Below are 15,941 nucleotides of genomic sequence, written 5' to 3' on the forward strand. Positions count from 1 at the left end.
TGAGTGGCATCACCGTAGAGCGTTCAGGGCTGAACATCCACGATAAGGCGGCGATAGCTGGTGAGCGCGGGAGTGCCATTGTCGGACACCTCCAGAATGATGTGCAGCGTGGCCGGTTTGGTCACGCCGGGCATGGTGGCCTGCGTGGTCAGGGCATCGGCCTGCGCAAAGGTGACGGGAGGCTGGGGCGGAATGCCGCCGACCTCGCGATATTGCCACCAATGGGCGTGGATGGGGTTGCCATCGGGATCGCGCGAGGCGCTGGCGTCCAGCATGATGGTCTCGCCGCTTTTGGCGGTCAGGTGCAGCACGCCGCGCCCCGCCTGCCCTTGTGCCACGGCCTGTGGCGCATGGTTGGCCTGCTTGGGATCGGGCGTCAGCGTCCAGCCGATGCGCGCGGCAAAGTCGTTCTGGAAGGCGCGGCGCCAGCGATAGACCGTCGCCTGATTGCCCGAAAACAGCGTGCCGTCACGCTCGAAGATATCCTTGGTGTCGGCGTGCAAGCCCATGCCCGGCGACTGCACCATATAGCGCCCGCCCCAAGAACCCCATTCCGGATGCCCGGGATCGGAGAGACCGTTGGGAATCAGATAGAGGAAGGCGGGCGTGTCGCCCTCCATGATAAAGGCAGGCAGCGGATAGAGGCTGCCCAAAGGCCCGCGCCGGATGTTGGCCGAGAGCCATGGGTCTTGCACGGTCTCGCGGTCGGGCCAGCGTTCGGCGGTGCGGCGGTCTCCGGAAATGCCCGACCATGCCGCCATATTGTACTGGCCCCAGCCATGGATGCTGGCGATCCAGAACAGCTGCGGAAATTCATGCCGCGCCCATGGCCCGGCATCGTCCTGATCGGAGATGGAATAGACGCGCAGCTTGGCGACAAACTGCTTCACCTGCTCCGGGCTGCGGGTGGCGCGCACCGACCACAGCGCCTGCGCCAGATCGACCGCTCCGCCCCAGCACAGCACCCAGACCGGGCGGGCATCGGGCTTGTCGGCGGCGGCGATGATCGCGCGCGAGGCGTCGGTGTCATGCCCCTGCCCCACGCCCGCCATGCCATAGAGCGGCGCGCCCGCGATCACTTTCGCGCGTAGCGCTTCGGCGGTGGGGTAGCCTTGGGCGTGATGGTTCAGATTGTCGCGCACCTGAGCATAGCCCGCGATGCGTTCCAGCATCAGATCGGGCCGCACCTTGTCGCGCTGCCATGTCGAGGTGGTGGCGATCAGGGCCTCGACATCGAATTCGTTGGTGTAGAGCAGAAAGCGCACAAGGCTTTCGGAATCATCGGGCTCATTGCCGATGTCGCTCAGCACGATGATGCGCGGTTTGGCCGGTGCCGGATCGGCCTTCACCGTCGCGGACGCCGCCTGCGCGCCATGCGCCACAGGCAGACCCAGCGCCATCAGCGCAGCCGAAAGCCAAACACGCGCCGGGCGAGGGAGCCCGGCGCGCGAGGAAGAGATACGGGGCAGGGAAGAACCCCGTATCATCAGAAGCGGTAACCGATCGTGCCGCCCACGTAACGGCGCGAGTCCTTGTTGACGTTGGCCCACAGGTCGGTCGCATTGGTGGTGGTGGCCAGAATGGTGCCGTGGTTCAGCTGGCTGTAGTAGTTCTGGTTGAACAGGTTGCGGATGAAGAAGCTGACGTTCCAGCGCTTGTCCGGTCCGGTCAGGCCCAGGGTCAGGTCAACCAGCGTATAGGCCTTCTGCGTCAGCAGAGGATCCTGGTTCAGCGACAGGCTGGTGGCGCTCTGATAGTTGATCGGCATCATGATCGAGCCGGTCAGATTGCCGATCTCATGCTCCCAGCGCGGCGTGAAGCCCACGCGATACTTCGGCGTGGCGGGCAGCTGGCCGCCCACGACATCGATGATCGCGCCCGAATTGGTGGTGCCGGTGCGCTTGATGTAGCAGGTGTTGCTGGGGAAGTTGGCGGTATAGGTCGTCAGCCCCGTCTGCTGCTGGATGCCGCAGGTCTGGCCGGGCACGTCGATCGTGGCGTCCAGATAGGTGAAGTTGGCGGCCAGCGAGAAGTGATCGTCGGGGCGGAAATTGGCCTCGACCTCGAAGCCCTGCGAGCGCGACTTGCCCGCATTGGCCAGCACGGTGTTGAAGGAGTTGTTCACAACGTCGGTCACCAGCGCCTGCACCTGCAGATTGGTGAAATCGCTGCGGAACAGGGCGGTGTTGATGTCGAACTTGCCGCCGGGCGCCTGCCATTTCAGGCCCAGCTCGTAAGCGTTGACATGCTCGGGCGCGAGCCCCGTCTGGGTGGCGAAGTTGGTGCCGATGTCGATGTCCAGCGCGAAGGCCTTGTAGCCACGGGTGTAGCTGCCATAGGCCTGCAGATTGCGGTTGAACTCGTAACGCAGGCCGGCCTTGCCGGTCAGCGCGCTGCCGCTGCGGTGGGTGGTGCCGCTGGAGATCACCGAGCCGGGGAAGGTCACATCGGTGCTGGTCAGGGCGCCATAGTTGCGGCCCGTCACGCTCTGGGTTTCATACTGCTCGCGCAGGCCTGCGATGACATGCAGCTTGCCGATGGCGCGCCAGTCGATCTGGCCGAAACCGGCGATGTTGTCACCCGCATAGGAACCCTGCATGCCCGCCGACTGCGACACCGAGGTGCCGGTGCAGGGCGAACCGATCGAAGCCCCCGCCGAGCAGGTATAGCGCGTGCGCGACTGCTGACGGTTGAGGTTGATGTGATTGTAGAACACACCGGCGACATAGGTGAAGTCGCTGTTGCCGTTCGAACCGATGCGCAGTTCCTGCGACCAATTGCTGTAGGCGACATGGTTCAGGTTGTTGTTCCACGCCGAATAGGCCGAGGCGCCGACATAACGATTGGGGATCGAGGCGATCTGATCGGGCTCGAACTGGTCGGTGTCGGTGAAGCGCTGGAAGGCGGTGATCGAGGTGATCGTGGCCGCGCCCAGATTCAGGTCGCCCTGCAGCGAGACGATGTTGGTGTTCGTCTTGAAGAAGCTCTGATCGTCATTCGATACGGTGCGGTTGGTGGGCGTGGCATTGATGCCGCCCAGCAGCGTCTGCACCGCAGGCGTGGTGATCGAGACCGGCACGCGCGAGCAGCAATCGGCGTTGTTCTTGGCAATATCGGCCAGCAGCTTGAAGGTCAGGTTGCTGGTGGCATCCCACTGCAGCTTGCCGCGCACGCCCCAGCTCTTGTACCCATTGGTCATCTTGCCAGTGTTGGCATTGTAGATGAAGCCGCCGACATCGTTGTAATAGCCGCTGACGCGCGCCTTGAGATTGTCGGTGATCGGGCCGGAGACCGAACCCTTGACGCGATACTCGCCCTTTTCAGCCACAGTGGCGTCGAAATGGCCGGTCAGATGGTTGCTGGGCGCTTCGGTGACGATGTTGATGACGCCAGCCGTGGCGTTCTTGCCGAACAGCGTGCCCTGCGGCCCGCGCAGCACTTCGATGCGCTCCATATCGGCAAGATCGGCAAAGCCCTGCACCTGACGGGGCGCGACCACGCCATCGACCACCACGGCCACGGCCGATTCCACGCCATAGCTGAAGAGCTGCGTGCCGACGCCGCGAATGCGGAAGCTGGAGTTGCCCGGGCCATTGCCCGCCTGGAAGCTGAGCGAGGGCACGGCGCGCGTCAGGCTGGCGGTGTCGTTGATCTGCAGGCGGCTGAGCGTCTGGCTCGACACGGCGGTGACGGCGACGGGGACGGCGACGAGGCGCTCGGACCGCTTGTTGGCGGTGACCACGATATCGCCGGGGGCGGGCTCGGCGGCAGCGGCGGCAGGCTCGGCCGCGGGCGCGGTTTGGGCCAGCGCCGGAGCGGCGGCGACCATGGCCAAGACGCTGGCAACGCAGGCCAGATGGCTGGAGACGACCCGATTCTTCATGCGACTATACCTCCCTGGGAGGCATTGGAAGAGAATGACGGCGGCCTTCAGGCCAATCCCATAAGCCTCTCCCAAGGCCTCTAAACTGTGCTTTTCGGTTTCGCTTTTCGCATCCAACGTGGATTAGCGCTATACCGTTGAGCCGCATTTCGCGCTTTTCCGGGACGCTGTCAAGGCCGGAAAATGCGCTGCACTGCGGCATAACCCGTAACGGCCCTCCGCCACTTTTCGGGGATTTCGACGATTTCCTGCAAGATCAGCATGCAAACGCCCCTCTCGACAGGGCGCAAAGTTTGGTTTAGCGCTAATCACGAAAGATCAGAGGCCCGCAGGCCCTGCACGCACGATTCGAGGGGATTGAGAATGACCGGCTCCACCACCAGCGCCCACGCAGATGCGCCGCAGGCAGGCAACGGGCAGGCGGGCATCGAGGCGCAGGTCGAATCCCTGATCGCGCAGATGTCGCTGGAAGAAAAAGTCGCCATGATGTCCGGCACCGGCTTCTTTCAGGCCCTGCAGGAGGATGACCGCGTGTGGGGCGCCCGCCCCTATCGCGCGGGCGGCGGCAATGAGCGCCTTGGCCTCTCGCCCCTGTGGTTCACCGATGGCCCGCGCGGTGTGACGCGCGGCAACTCCACCTGCTTCCCCTGCACCATGGCGCGCGGCGCCACCTTCGACGCCGATCTGGAACTGCGCATCGGCGAGGCGATGGGCGTGGAAGCGCGCGCGCAGGGCTGCAATTTCTCCGGCGCGGTCTGCATCAATCTGCTGCGCCACCCGGCCTGGGGCCGCGCTCAGGAAACCTATGGCGAGGACTCCTATCACCTCGGCGTGATGGGCGCGGCCATGGGCACCGGCATCCAGACGCATAATGTGATCGGCACGGTCAAGCATTTCGCGCTGAATTCGATGGAGAACGCCCGCTTCAAGGTCAATGTGAAGGCCGATGAGCGCGCGCTTCATGAAGTCTATCTGCCGCATTTCAAACATTGCCTCGATGCGGGCATCGCCTCGGTGATGAGCGCCTACAACAAGGTCAATGGCGAATTCACGGGGCAGGACCGCGTGCTGCTGACCGATATTCTGCGCGATGAATGGAAGTTCGAAGGCTTCGTCCATTCCGACTGGGTGCGCGGTGTCCACAAGGTCTATGGCGCTTCGGCGGGTCTGGATATCGAGAACCCCGAACCGCTGGTCTTCGGCGAAAAGCTGGTCGCCGCCGTGGAGGACGGCACTGTCGAACCCGAGGTGATCGACCGCGCCTGCCGCCGTATCCTGCGCACGCAATTGCGCTTTGCCGCCCGCCAAGATCCCCTGCCCGCCTATGGCCCCGATCTGATCGCCAGCGAAGCGCACCGCGCCCTCGCGCTGGAAGCCGCGCAGAAATGCGCCGTGCTGCTGGAAAACGACGGCACGCTGCCGCTGGCCAAAACGGCGAAGATCGCCGTGCTGGGCCGCCTTGCCGCGATGGAGAACACCGGCGACAACGGCTCCAGCCGCGTGCGCCCCTCCTATGTCGTCACGCCGTTGCAGGGCCTGCAGCGCCTGCTGGGCGAGGAGGCCATCACCCACGCCGATGAGTCGGATCTGGCGAAGGCCACCGCCGTGGCCGCTCAGGCCGATGTGGCGCTGGTGGTGGTGGGCTACACCGCCAAGGAGGAAGGCGAATACATCATGGGCGACATCGCCCTTGGCGCCGACCAGAAGAAGGTGCCGGGCCGCCCCAGCCTCTCGCCCGTGCCGATCGGCGGCGACCGCGTTTCGCTGGACCTGCCCGAGGATCAGGTGGCGCTGATCCGCGCCGCCGTCGCTTCCGGCAAGCCGGTGGTGGTGTCGATCGTGGCCGGCTCGGCGGTGATGGTCGAGGAATGGCGCGAGGAGGTGAACGCCATCCTGATGAGCTTCTACGCCGGGATGGAAGGCGGCACCGCTTTGGCGCAGGTGCTGCTGGGTCTGGTCAACCCCTCGGGCAAGCTGCCCTTCTCGGTAGCGCGCGACACCGAGCACTATCCCTTCTTCGACCGCGACGCCGACGAAATCACCTATGACCTGTGGCACGGCTACACCAAGCTGGAGCGCGACGGAAACACCCCGCGCTATGCCTTCGGCCACGGCCTGTCCTACACCAGCTTCGACTATCGCGCGATCACCGCAAGGCTGGGTGCGCGGAGCATCGAGGTCACCGCCGCCGTCACCAACACCGGCGCGCTGCCGGGCGAGGAGGTGGCGCAATGCTACATCGGCGCCCCGGGCGTGGAAGCGCAGCGCGCCGTGAAGCAACTCAGGGGCTTCGCCCGTGTGGCGCTGGCACCCGGCGAGATGAAGGTGGTGCGTTTCAGCGTGCCGCTGGACAGCCTGCGCTGGCGCGATGGCGCTCACTGGCGCCTGGAATGCGGTGATTACCGTATGTTCGTCGGCGGCAGCAGCGCCCAGACGCTGACCACCACCCTGCGCGTGCCGCCCGCGCAGGGCTGAAGGCGCGCGCCAGCCTCTTGGTCATCAAACTGTCAAATTCAAGGGGTGGATTAGCTGCATTTCAACAACAATGCATATTAGGTATACCGACTTATCATTCCTCCCCCAGAGGTCCATCTGGCCCTCACACCCGCTGCCAAAGCACGATGGTTTCAAGGTTTTTTTGACCCCCCGTTAAAAAATCTTGAGCGTCGGCGCGAAGAACAGACAGCGGGTGTCAGGAGGAATAGAATGAAAACTGCCATCTATAGCGCCGCCGCAGCTCTGACTCTGGCTGTCGCCCCCGCCGCTCATGCCCAGAGCACCGACAATGGCTGGACCGGCCCCTTCGTCGGCGTGCAGGGCGGTTGGGAACAGAACAGCGTTCGCAACCCCAACAACGCCATTTCCATCACCCCGCTGACCCAGAAGTCGGACACCGGCACGCTCGGCGTCTACACGGGTTATGACAAGGAAGTGGCCCCCCGCATCGTGGTTGGCGCTCAGGCTGAACTGAACTTCCCCATCGACTCGCGCTTCGGCAATGGCGTTGCCAGCATCAACCCCAAGCGCTCTGTCGATCTCTCGCTGCGCGCCGGTTATCTGGTGCAGCCCAAGACGCTGGTCTATGTCCGTGGCGGCTACAGCAACGGCCTCTATGGCACCGATGTCGGCCCGGCGATCCACACCTCGACCGACCGCAACGGCTGGCTGCTGGGCGGCGGCGTGGAGCGCAAGCTGACCCAGAAGGTCTCGGCCCGCGTCGAATACCGCTACACCGATCTGAGCGAAGGCAACGGCAAGTTTGATCGCCATCAGGTTCTGCTGGGCGTTTCCTACCGCTTCTAACGCTTCAAAGCGTCCCTCCCGCGCTCCGTCCCCATCCCCCCGTATGGAGCGCGGAACCTCGCGGTCGGCGGCTGTGATCAGCCGCCGACCGCGAATTTGGTTATTGCGACATCGACAGCGCAGCAGGCCGGCCACGCGCATGCTGCATTCAGCGCACGGTCAGGCGTGGCGCGCGGGGCCCCCACCTTCGCAAGGGTATCCCGACAGACGGCCCCCTCCTATACAGCCGGGCAGGAAGCGTTGCGGGACTCCCGCGCGCTCTCAAACAGACCCGCCCGAGCCTTCTCCAGAAGATGACGCAAGGGCGGCGACCAACCAGCAACGGCCCGAGACGACCCATGATGGATATGAACGACTTCGCCTTCTTTGCCGCTGTCGTGCAACATGGTGGGTTTACAGCGGCAACCCGCGCCACGGGTGTCGATAAAGGGCGCCTCAGCCGCCATGTCGCCCAGCTCGAAGAGCGGCTCGGCATCCGTTTGCTGCAACGCTCCACCCGCAGCATCACGCTGACCGAAGCCGGCAAAAGCTTCTATGAAGGGTGCCTCGTCATGCTGGACGGCGCCCGCATCGCCTATGACAGCGCGCTGGCCTTCTCCAAGGAACCGACAGGCACCATTCGGGTCGGATGCCCGGTCGTCGTGGCACAGAATTACCTCGCCCCCATCCTGCCCCATTACATGGAGGCCCACCCCAAGGTCTCCGTCGTCGTCGAAGCGACCGACCGCCTCCTTCATCCTTTTGAAGAGGGCTTTGACGCGATCATCACCGCGCAATCCCATGTTCCGGATTCAACCAGTCTTGTCGCGCGGGAAATCGGGCGCATCAGGCGTTTGCTGGTCGCCAAACCCGGATTGCTGGGCGAATTCGGCGCGCCGGACAGTCCGGAAGACCTTGCAGGCCTGCCTGTCATCGCCCGGCAGGCGGATATGCAGGATGAGCAAGCGCGCTGGAGCATCATCAACGATGAGGAGTCCACGCATCGCTTACAGCTCAACCCGAGGCTGGTCACAACCGATCTGCAAATCCAGCTGAGCGCCGCGAAACAGGGGATTGGTGTCGCTCTTCTACCTGCTCCCTTGGTGAAAACCCTGCTTGCCAATGGAGACCTCGTTCGGGTTCTGCCTGACTGGCACGCGCCCGAATACAGCATGTTCCTGATCTACGCGCGCCCTCGCGGCATGCTGCCCTCGGTGCGCAGCTTCATCGATTTCGTATTGGAAAATATTTCCGTCGAATAGATCGCATCGCTCTTCGCCCCGTTCCGCCCGGGCAGGAAGCGGCGGCCCGGGCTCACGCCTGCGCCAGCCGCCGCCGCAACCGCGGCACGGCGTGATCCATAAAGCAGCGCATCTTCAGCGGCAGCCGCCCGCGCGGCGCATGCACGACATGAACGGGCACGGGGGGTGTTTCGAAATCCTCCAGCACCGCCTCCAGCGATCCATCGGCCAGCGCATCGGCCACCTGATAGTGGAACAGTCGCACCAGCCCCAGCCCCTCCCTTGCGGCCTCCATCGCCGCCTCGGCGGTCGAGACGCGCAGGCGGGGGTGGCAATCCACATTCAGCGTCGCGCCGGTCTCGGGCAGGCGGAAGGCCCAGCCACCCCGGTTCATCGCCGTATCATTGAGGATGCAGGGCAGGCCCGCGATGTCGGCGGGGCGCGCTGGCCGGGGATGGCGCGCGAACAGGCGCGGGCTACCGCAGACCAGACTGCGCATCGTGCCGAGTTTCGTGGCCACCAGACTGCTGTCCGCCAGAGCGCCGATGCGCACCGCCATATCCACCGGATCGTCGCCGAAGGTCAGATTGCGGTCACCCAGCATCAGGCTGACATTGATCTGCGGATAGAGCCCCAGAAACGCCGTCACCACCGGCAGCACATGCAGCCGCCCGAACATCACCGGCGCGGTCACCACCAGATCGCCGCGCGGGGCCAGCATCTCCCCGGCAGCCTCCTGCTCGGCGGCGCGCAGATCGTCGAGCAGACGCCGCGCCGCCGCAACATAGGTTTCGCCGGCATCGGTCAGCGTGAGCCGCCTTGTGCTGCGGATCAGCAGCCTGGCGCCCAGCATGGTCTCCAGATCGCTGATCTTGCGGCTCACCGTGGGCAGCGGCATGCGCAGCGCCCGCCCGGCGGCTGACAGGCTGCCCTGCTCCACCACCTCGATCAGAACGGACATCGCTTCGAAACGGTCCATGGCACACTTTCATAAACTGGAAGGATGATCGCCATAATCACCATATTATAGATTTTCTGAACAAGAGCTACCTCTCAGGCATGGCGCCGCACGGCAGCCACAGCTTTTCGAGAAAGGAGCCGCCATGACCGGATACACTCTGACCCGGCGCAGCCTCACCGCCGCCCTGCTGGCGGCCCCCGCGCTGGCGCAGGCCACCCCCGCGCCCGCAACCGGCCCGATCCCAAGGAGAGAGAGCATGGACCATCATCCAACCTATCGATCCGTCGATGTCGATGGCTTCGACATTGTCTACCGCGAGGCGGGCGACCCCGCCAGGCCGACCATCCTGCTGCTGCATGGCTTCCCCAGCGCCAGCCATATGTTCCGTGATCTGATCCCCCTGCTGGCGGACCGCTTTCATCTGGTGGCGCCCGATCTGCCCGGGTTTGGTGGCTCAGCCTCTCCGGCGCAGGGCAGCTTTCACTACAGCTTTGCTACGATTGCCCAAAAGATCGAGCGTTTTACCGAAGTGATCGGCCTGCAGCGCTTCGCCATCTATATTTTCGACTATGGCGCGCCCACCGGTCTGCGCATGGCGCTGAGCCATCCGGAACGCATCATCGCGATCATCTCGCAGAACGGCAATGCCTATGATGACGGTTTCGGCGCGGTGTGGGAACCGATCCAGCGCTATTGGCGCGATCCCAGCCCGGCCAACCGCGAAGCCCTGCGCGCAGAACTGGGCACGGAAGGCATCCGCCGGCAATACGTCCATGGCGTGCCGGATCCCAGCCTGATCTCCCCCGATGGCTGGACGCTGGACGCCTTTTACACCCAGCGCCCCGGCGTTGATGAGATCATGCTCGACCTGTTCCGTGACTATCGCACCAACGCCGCGCTCTACCCCGATTTCCAGCGCTATTTCCGGCAGCATCAGCCGCGCCTGCTGGCGATCTGGGGCAAGAACGATCCCATCTTCGTGCCTGCTGGCGCGCTGGCCTTCAGGCGGGATCTGCCCGATGCGCAGGTGCATCTGCTCGATACCGGGCATTTCGCGCTGGAAACCCATGCCCGAGAGATTGCCGCCAGCATCGCGGCCTTCCTGAGCGCCTGACGAAGCGCCCCGGGCGATGATCCCGCCCGGGGCGCTTCAGGCTTCTTCAGAAAGTCTTGGACAGCGTAAAACGGGCGGAGCGCGGCTCAAGCGGATGGGTCTGGAATCCGGTGATGCCCTCGGCGGGTTCGCCCGGCAGGCGGCTGGTGTAGTAATAATCCGCCGCCGCATCCTTGCTGCCCAGCAGATTGAAGATGCTGGCGGTGAACTTCAGCCCGGCCGGCAGCGCATAGGACACATCGAGGTTCCACTCACTGTAGCCGCCATCCTGCGGATATTTCTCGCCATCGCTCAGCGAATGGGTGCCCAGCCGCCGCCATTGCAGCGCGCCCGAGATCGGCCCCAGCCCATTGACCAGCACGCCCAGCGAATAGATGAAATTGGGCGCATCGGCGATATAGGGCTGGTCCAGCCCATAGGCGGCCAGATCCTTCGTGTGATAGCGCGGCTTGGAAAAGGCAAGATCCGCGTTCAATTCCAGCCATTTGAAAGGATGATACTGCCCGCCTACCTCGATGCCCTGACGGCGGCTGGGGGCGCCTGCCTCATCCTGACCGGTATCGGCATTGTAGGTCAGTTCCGAACCGAAATCCTGCTGGAACACCGCCAGCTGCAGCTGAACCCTGGGGATCAGATTGCTGCGCATGCCCAGCTCGACACCGGTGGTCGAGGCCAGCATGGGCGTCGCCACGCCGCTGGCCTGAACGCCCTCGGCAGCGACCGTGCCGAACACGCCGCGCACATCGTTGGAATGAAACCCCTTGCCCCAGCTGGCGTAAAACTCGGTCTTGGCGAAAGGCCCCAGGATCAGATTGGCCTTGGGCTGGGCCAGCCACTGCTGACCGGCATAATGGACGCCATCCATATCGCTGCGGTCGGTGGCGTGGTAATATTCCTCGCGCAGGCCCACCACCGCGCGCAGCCATGGCGTGAAGCGCACCGTCTCCTGAACATAGGGCGCCAGATCGAGCAGCCGCACGTGATCGGCGGTGCAATTGCCGTTCACCGCGCTGAAACTGGTGATGTTGCCGTCATCGTCCTGCGCGTTGCAGTAGGGCAGGATGGTGGTGCGCCGCAGCGTATGCTTGCGGTCGACAAAAGCGCCGTCATAGCGGGCGTTGAGGCCCACCACGGTCTCGAGGCTGATCCCGCCCAGATCGTTTTTGACCTTATAGCTGGCCGCACCGCCCAGCGTGGTGCGGCGCTCATCCTGCTCTTCCTGATCGCCATTGACCGGATCGAGCAGATCATGGGTGAAGTTGTTCCACAGCGTCATGGTGGAATGGATGGCGTAAAGACTGACCGAAAGCTGGCCGCTGCCCAACCCCTTCTCCAGATGACCCGAGACGCTGAAACGCTCCGACAAGCTGTGATCGGTGGGATCGAGCGTGCCATAACGCCCGATCACGCCTTGTTCGATGGCGCGTTCAGGCTGGTCGGTGATGAGCCCGCCGCCGCTTTTGTAATAGAGGCCCGTCAGGCTGAAGCCATCGGTGGCGCTGCCTTGCGAATAGCGCAGCGCGGCGTTGATCTTCCTGAAGTTCTGTTTGGGCTGCCACGGGCCATCGTAATGGCCCAGATCGACGGCCGCCAGCAGCTTGCCGCCGTTCCTGAAATGGACGGTGCCGCCGCCGAACAGCTCCTGATAGCCATCGGTGCCGATGGTCACCGCGAGTTGCGCGGGCATCTCATCGAGCAGCCTTGTATGCGCCGAGGCCACCGAGCCAAAGTCACCGATCCCGGCGGTATAGGGCCCCTTGGTGTAATCGATGCCCGCCACGATCTGCGGCATCAGGAAGTTGAGATCGGAATAGCCCTGCCCATGGGCATTGGTGGGGCGGTTGACGGGCATATCATCGACAAAGCTGGCGAAATCGGTGCCATGATCCAGATTATAGCCGCGGATCAGATATTGCTGCGCCTTGCCCTCGCCCGAATGGATGGTGACGACGAGTCCCGGCACTGCCTCGAACAGCTGACCGGGGCGGTAGATGGGGCGCAGTTCGGCCTCGGCGCGTGTCACCGTGCCCTCGCTGGCGGTGGACGCCTTGCCCAGCAGATCCTGACGCGAGGCCGTGACGACGATCGTGGGATGCCCGCCGTTCGCATCGGCATCCGCCGCATCGGATGCGGCAAAAGCAGGCGTGGCAATCGCTCCGGCGGCAAGTACGGTTGATATCAGAAGCCTTCTTGCCCCCACCTTCGAAACGAACACATCGATCTCCCTGCGATCTTCTTTATGAACCTGCCCCTACCTGCCCAAATCTCTGGCCACAGACCCAGTTCTTTACGGTTGAGGCGACGTTACAGATAATGTTACAGTGCTGAAACGGCTGATATGCCGTCAACTCGCGCAGAGACGATGATCGAACCCTCCACCTCTTCTGCTGCTCTTGACGAACAGGTCGCCCTCGTGCTCGCCGCCGAGGGGTTGGGCCGATCGCATGTGTTGGAGCAATTGCTGCGCTTCCTGCTGGCCCGGGCCCGCAGCGGCCGCGCGCCCAAGGAGATCGAGATCGCCGAGGCCGTCTTCGCCCGGTCCGGCGGTGAAAGCGATGCGGATTCCTCGGTGCGGGTCTATGTCCATCGCCTGCGCCGCAAGCTGGACGAGTTCTATGCCGGGCCGGGCAAGGATCAGCCTTCGCGGCTCATCCTGCCGAAGGGCGGCTATCTGCTGGCGCTCGAACCGCTGGCCATGCCGGAAGCCGCGCCGCCCGCGCCTGAAACGGCCATCGCGCCAAACACCGAACCCTCCGGGCCCCCTGCCGCGCCGCGCCGCAGGAGGTTGTGGCTGGCGGCGGCCCTCCTCGCCCCGCTGGTGACGCTGGCCGCGGGCTGGCAGATCGGCCGCTGGCAGGACGATCCCGGCCATTTGCGCGACATCCAGAATTCCGCCCTGTGGCAGCCCCTGTTTGCGCATAGCCGTCGCGCGGCCATTGTCGTGGGGGATTACTACATCTTCGGCGAGAGCAAACCGGAGGGCGACGTTTCACGGCTTATCCGTGAGTTCGATGTCAATTCCCCGCGCGATCTCGACACATTCAAGGCGATGGATGAGCCGAACCGGCGCAATTACACCGATCTGGGCCTCAGCTATCTGCCTTTGGGCGTGGGCGCCGCGATCCGCTCTGTGACACCGATGCTGCGCTTCGGCAGGAATGGCATGGGGATGGTGACGGTGGTGCCGACATCACGGCTGGATGTCGGCGTGCTGAAAAGCAACGGGCTGGTCTATCTGGGCTATCTCAGCGGTCTGGGCAGTCTGCGCGACGCGGTGTTCGATCATTCGCGCTTTGCCGTGGGCGCCAGCTATGACGAGATCATCGATCAGCGCAGCGGACGCCATTACATGGCCAGCAGCCATCTCGACAACAGCGATGCCGAAGGGGAGGATTATGCGCTGATCAGCTCCTTTGCCGGGGTCGGCGGCAACCGCATCATCATCATCGCCGGCACGCGTGACGCCGCCTTGATGCAGGCCGCCGACTATGTCACCCGGCCCGAAACGCTGGCCATCCTTGAAAGCAGGATCGGCAAGGCCAAGGCCTTCGAGGCGCTGCTGGGCATTCATGCGATGCAGAATGTCGGGCTGGAGGCGCGGTTGATCGAAGTCTCGCCCCGCGCCGATCCAACCTGGCAAAAGAACACCAGCGAGCATTTCCCCGATCAGCTGGGCGACAACGCCGCAAGCGGACTGTAGGCTCCGCTCACAGCGCATAGCCGCCGTCGATGGTCAGGCTGGCGCCGGTCATATGGCCCGCCTCATCCCCGGCCAGACAGGAGGCGAGCACGGCGTCGGAGTCGCATTCCCCGGGGTCTTGCCGGTGGGCTCTTTCCTGAACGTCGGCACAAGGCTGCCCTGCCCTTCAAGGCAAGAAAACCGCGCAGTTTGCGCATGGCCACCGGGCCTCATCGCGTCTATGGTGCGTGAAAGGACTCCGGCGCAGACCGGTGCATGCCGACAAAGGCGGGGAGGAAAAGGCGACCATGCAGACAGGCATCTCCGAGCGTGCGCGGATGCTGATGCTGTTCACCATCGTGCTGACCATGTTCATGGAAATGCTGAACGCCTCGCTGATGAATGTCGCCATCCCCAGCATCAAGGCCGATTTCCATGCCGATGCCCTTTCCGTGCGCTGGCTGATTTCGGGCTATGCCTTCGGTTTCGGCATGACCTTGCTGCTGGCGGGCAATCTGGCGGACACCTGGGGGCACCGGCTGATTTATCTGCTGGGCATGGCGATCTTCACCACCTGTTCGGCATGGAGCATGCTGGCGCCGGGCATCGTTTCGTTGATTGCGGCGCGTATGGGTCAGGGCATCGGCAATGCCATGGTCGCGCCCCAGATGCTGGCCTTCATGCAGATCCTGTTCTCCCCGGTCGAGCGGGTGCGCAAGCTGCCTTATCTGGGCGTTTCGGCGGCGATGGGCACCATGCTGGGCCCGGTGCTGGGCGGCGGACTGATCTCGCCGGATGCAGGCGGGCTGGGCTGGCGCGCTGTCTTCGCCATGGATCTGGCGGGCGGGCTGGCGGCCTTGCTGTGCGGCTTGGCCTTCCTGCCGAAGGGCACCGCGCAAGGCAGGCGCCCGGCCAGCGTGATCGGCACCCTGCTGCTCTCCGGCGCGGCGGCCTGCCTGATGATGGCCTTCATGTGCTGGGGCCGGGAAAGCCGCTTCAACTATCCCGTCGGCTTTATGGCGCTGGCCGTCATGCTGGGGCTGGCCTGCCGCCAGTGGCTGGCGGCGGATAGAACGCGCGAGGCGATCTTTTCGCCCGAACTGACCGGCTATTCCAATCTGCTGACCGGCGCCCTGATGACCGTGGGGCTGGCCGCCGGCCATGGCAGCTTTCTGGTGATCTTCAACTTTGCCATGCAGCATGGGCGCGGCCATTCGGCCTTCCATGCCGGACTGATGTATCTGCCCTTTGGCTGCGGCGTGCTGATCGGGCTGATCCTGCTGGGGCGCCGCTTTCTGGTGCAGCATGGGCGGCGGGTGCTGGCGCTGGGCGCGCTGCTGATGGCCTTTGGCGCCTCCTGCGTGATGGCGGTGCTGGGCAGCAGCGACATGCCGCTGCTCTGGGCTATTCCCGGCTGCGTGGTGGCGGGGATTGGCGGCGGCATGTCTTCGGGCTGTCTGGGGCCGGTGGCCGTGGCCTGGGTTCATGTGCAGCATGCGGGCATGGCCTCGGCCCTGCTGCGATTGGGCCAGCAAATGGGGATGGTGCTGGGCAGCGTGCTGATCGTGCAGCCCTATTTCGCCGACAGCGGATCATGGGGCTATCCCAAGGAGCTGATGGCGATCTTCGGCCTGCAGGCCTTGCTGGTGGTGGTGGCCCTGCTGGCGCTGCGGCTCAACACGCCACTGTTTCCCATGGCCCGCCCGGTTCCGGCGGTGGAAGGCGCGATCGCCGCTTAGGTGACGCCGGGGCAGGTTTCCCCGCCCCAGCCCCTTGACCTT

At 64.4% G+C, this 15,941-nt stretch carries 10 protein-coding genes; 6 read left to right on the forward strand and 4 right to left on the reverse strand.

Annotated features, from left to right (window positions below; all coding sequences use genetic code 11):
- Window positions 1–23 precede the first annotated feature (23 nt).
- Window positions 24–1,400 (reverse strand): DUF1593 domain-containing protein, encoded by a 1,377-nt coding sequence (locus SR3_RS13140; RefSeq protein WP_068086592.1) that lies wholly within the window; start codon window positions 1,398–1,400, stop codon window positions 24–26.
- Window positions 1,401–1,486: 86 nt separating this feature from the next.
- Window positions 1,487–3,883: a TonB-dependent receptor gene (locus SR3_RS13145; RefSeq protein WP_068086557.1), complete on the reverse strand. Its 2,397-nt coding sequence runs from the start codon at window positions 3,881–3,883 to the stop codon at window positions 1,487–1,489.
- A gap of 363 nt (window positions 3,884–4,246) precedes the next feature.
- Between SR3_RS13145 and SR3_RS13150 the strand changes: the two genes are divergently transcribed.
- The 3 genes from SR3_RS13150 (at window position 4,247) to SR3_RS13160 (ending at window position 8,427) form a co-directional block, all read left to right on the forward strand.
- Window positions 4,247–6,358, forward strand: coding sequence for a beta-glucosidase (locus tag SR3_RS13150; RefSeq protein ID WP_068086561.1), 2,112 nt, complete (start codon window positions 4,247–4,249; stop codon window positions 6,356–6,358).
- A 231-nt stretch (window positions 6,359–6,589) separates the two neighbouring features.
- Complete coding sequence (locus SR3_RS13155; protein ID WP_068086564.1) at window positions 6,590–7,186, forward strand: outer membrane protein; 597 nt, start codon at window positions 6,590–6,592, stop codon at window positions 7,184–7,186.
- A gap of 338 nt (window positions 7,187–7,524) precedes the next feature.
- Window positions 7,525–8,427, forward strand: coding sequence for a LysR substrate-binding domain-containing protein (locus SR3_RS13160; RefSeq protein WP_245653901.1), 903 nt, complete (start codon window positions 7,525–7,527; stop codon window positions 8,425–8,427).
- 52 nt (window positions 8,428–8,479) lie between these two features.
- Here SR3_RS13160 and SR3_RS13165 read toward each other — a convergent pair whose 3' ends face one another.
- On the reverse strand, window positions 8,480–9,385 hold the full coding sequence (locus SR3_RS13165) for a LysR family transcriptional regulator (RefSeq protein ID WP_068086567.1): 906 nt from the start codon (window positions 9,383–9,385) through the stop codon (window positions 8,480–8,482).
- A 124-nt stretch (window positions 9,386–9,509) separates the two neighbouring features.
- Between SR3_RS13165 and SR3_RS13170 the strand changes: the two genes are divergently transcribed.
- Window positions 9,510–10,481: an alpha/beta fold hydrolase gene (locus SR3_RS13170; protein ID WP_084455516.1), complete on the forward strand. Its 972-nt coding sequence runs from the start codon at window positions 9,510–9,512 to the stop codon at window positions 10,479–10,481.
- Window positions 10,482–10,527: 46 nt separating this feature from the next.
- On the opposite strand, the gene SR3_RS13175 is transcribed toward SR3_RS13170, so the two are convergent.
- Window positions 10,528–12,696: a TonB-dependent receptor gene (locus SR3_RS13175; RefSeq protein ID WP_245653902.1), complete on the reverse strand. Its 2,169-nt coding sequence runs from the start codon at window positions 12,694–12,696 to the stop codon at window positions 10,528–10,530.
- A gap of 123 nt (window positions 12,697–12,819) precedes the next feature.
- Between SR3_RS13175 and SR3_RS13180 the strand changes: the two genes are divergently transcribed.
- Entirely contained in the window at window positions 12,820–14,181 is a 1,362-nt protein-coding gene (locus SR3_RS13180) for a helix-turn-helix domain-containing protein (RefSeq protein WP_157098832.1), read from the forward strand.
- Between the two features lie 287 nt (window positions 14,182–14,468).
- Window positions 14,469–15,899: an MFS transporter gene (locus tag SR3_RS13185; RefSeq protein WP_157098833.1), complete on the forward strand. Its 1,431-nt coding sequence runs from the start codon at window positions 14,469–14,471 to the stop codon at window positions 15,897–15,899.
- Window positions 15,900–15,941 lie beyond the last annotated feature (42 nt).

The organism is Novosphingobium rosa NBRC 15208 (assembly GCF_001598555.1).
GTDB lineage: Bacteria > Pseudomonadota > Alphaproteobacteria > Sphingomonadales > Sphingomonadaceae > Novosphingobium > Novosphingobium rosa.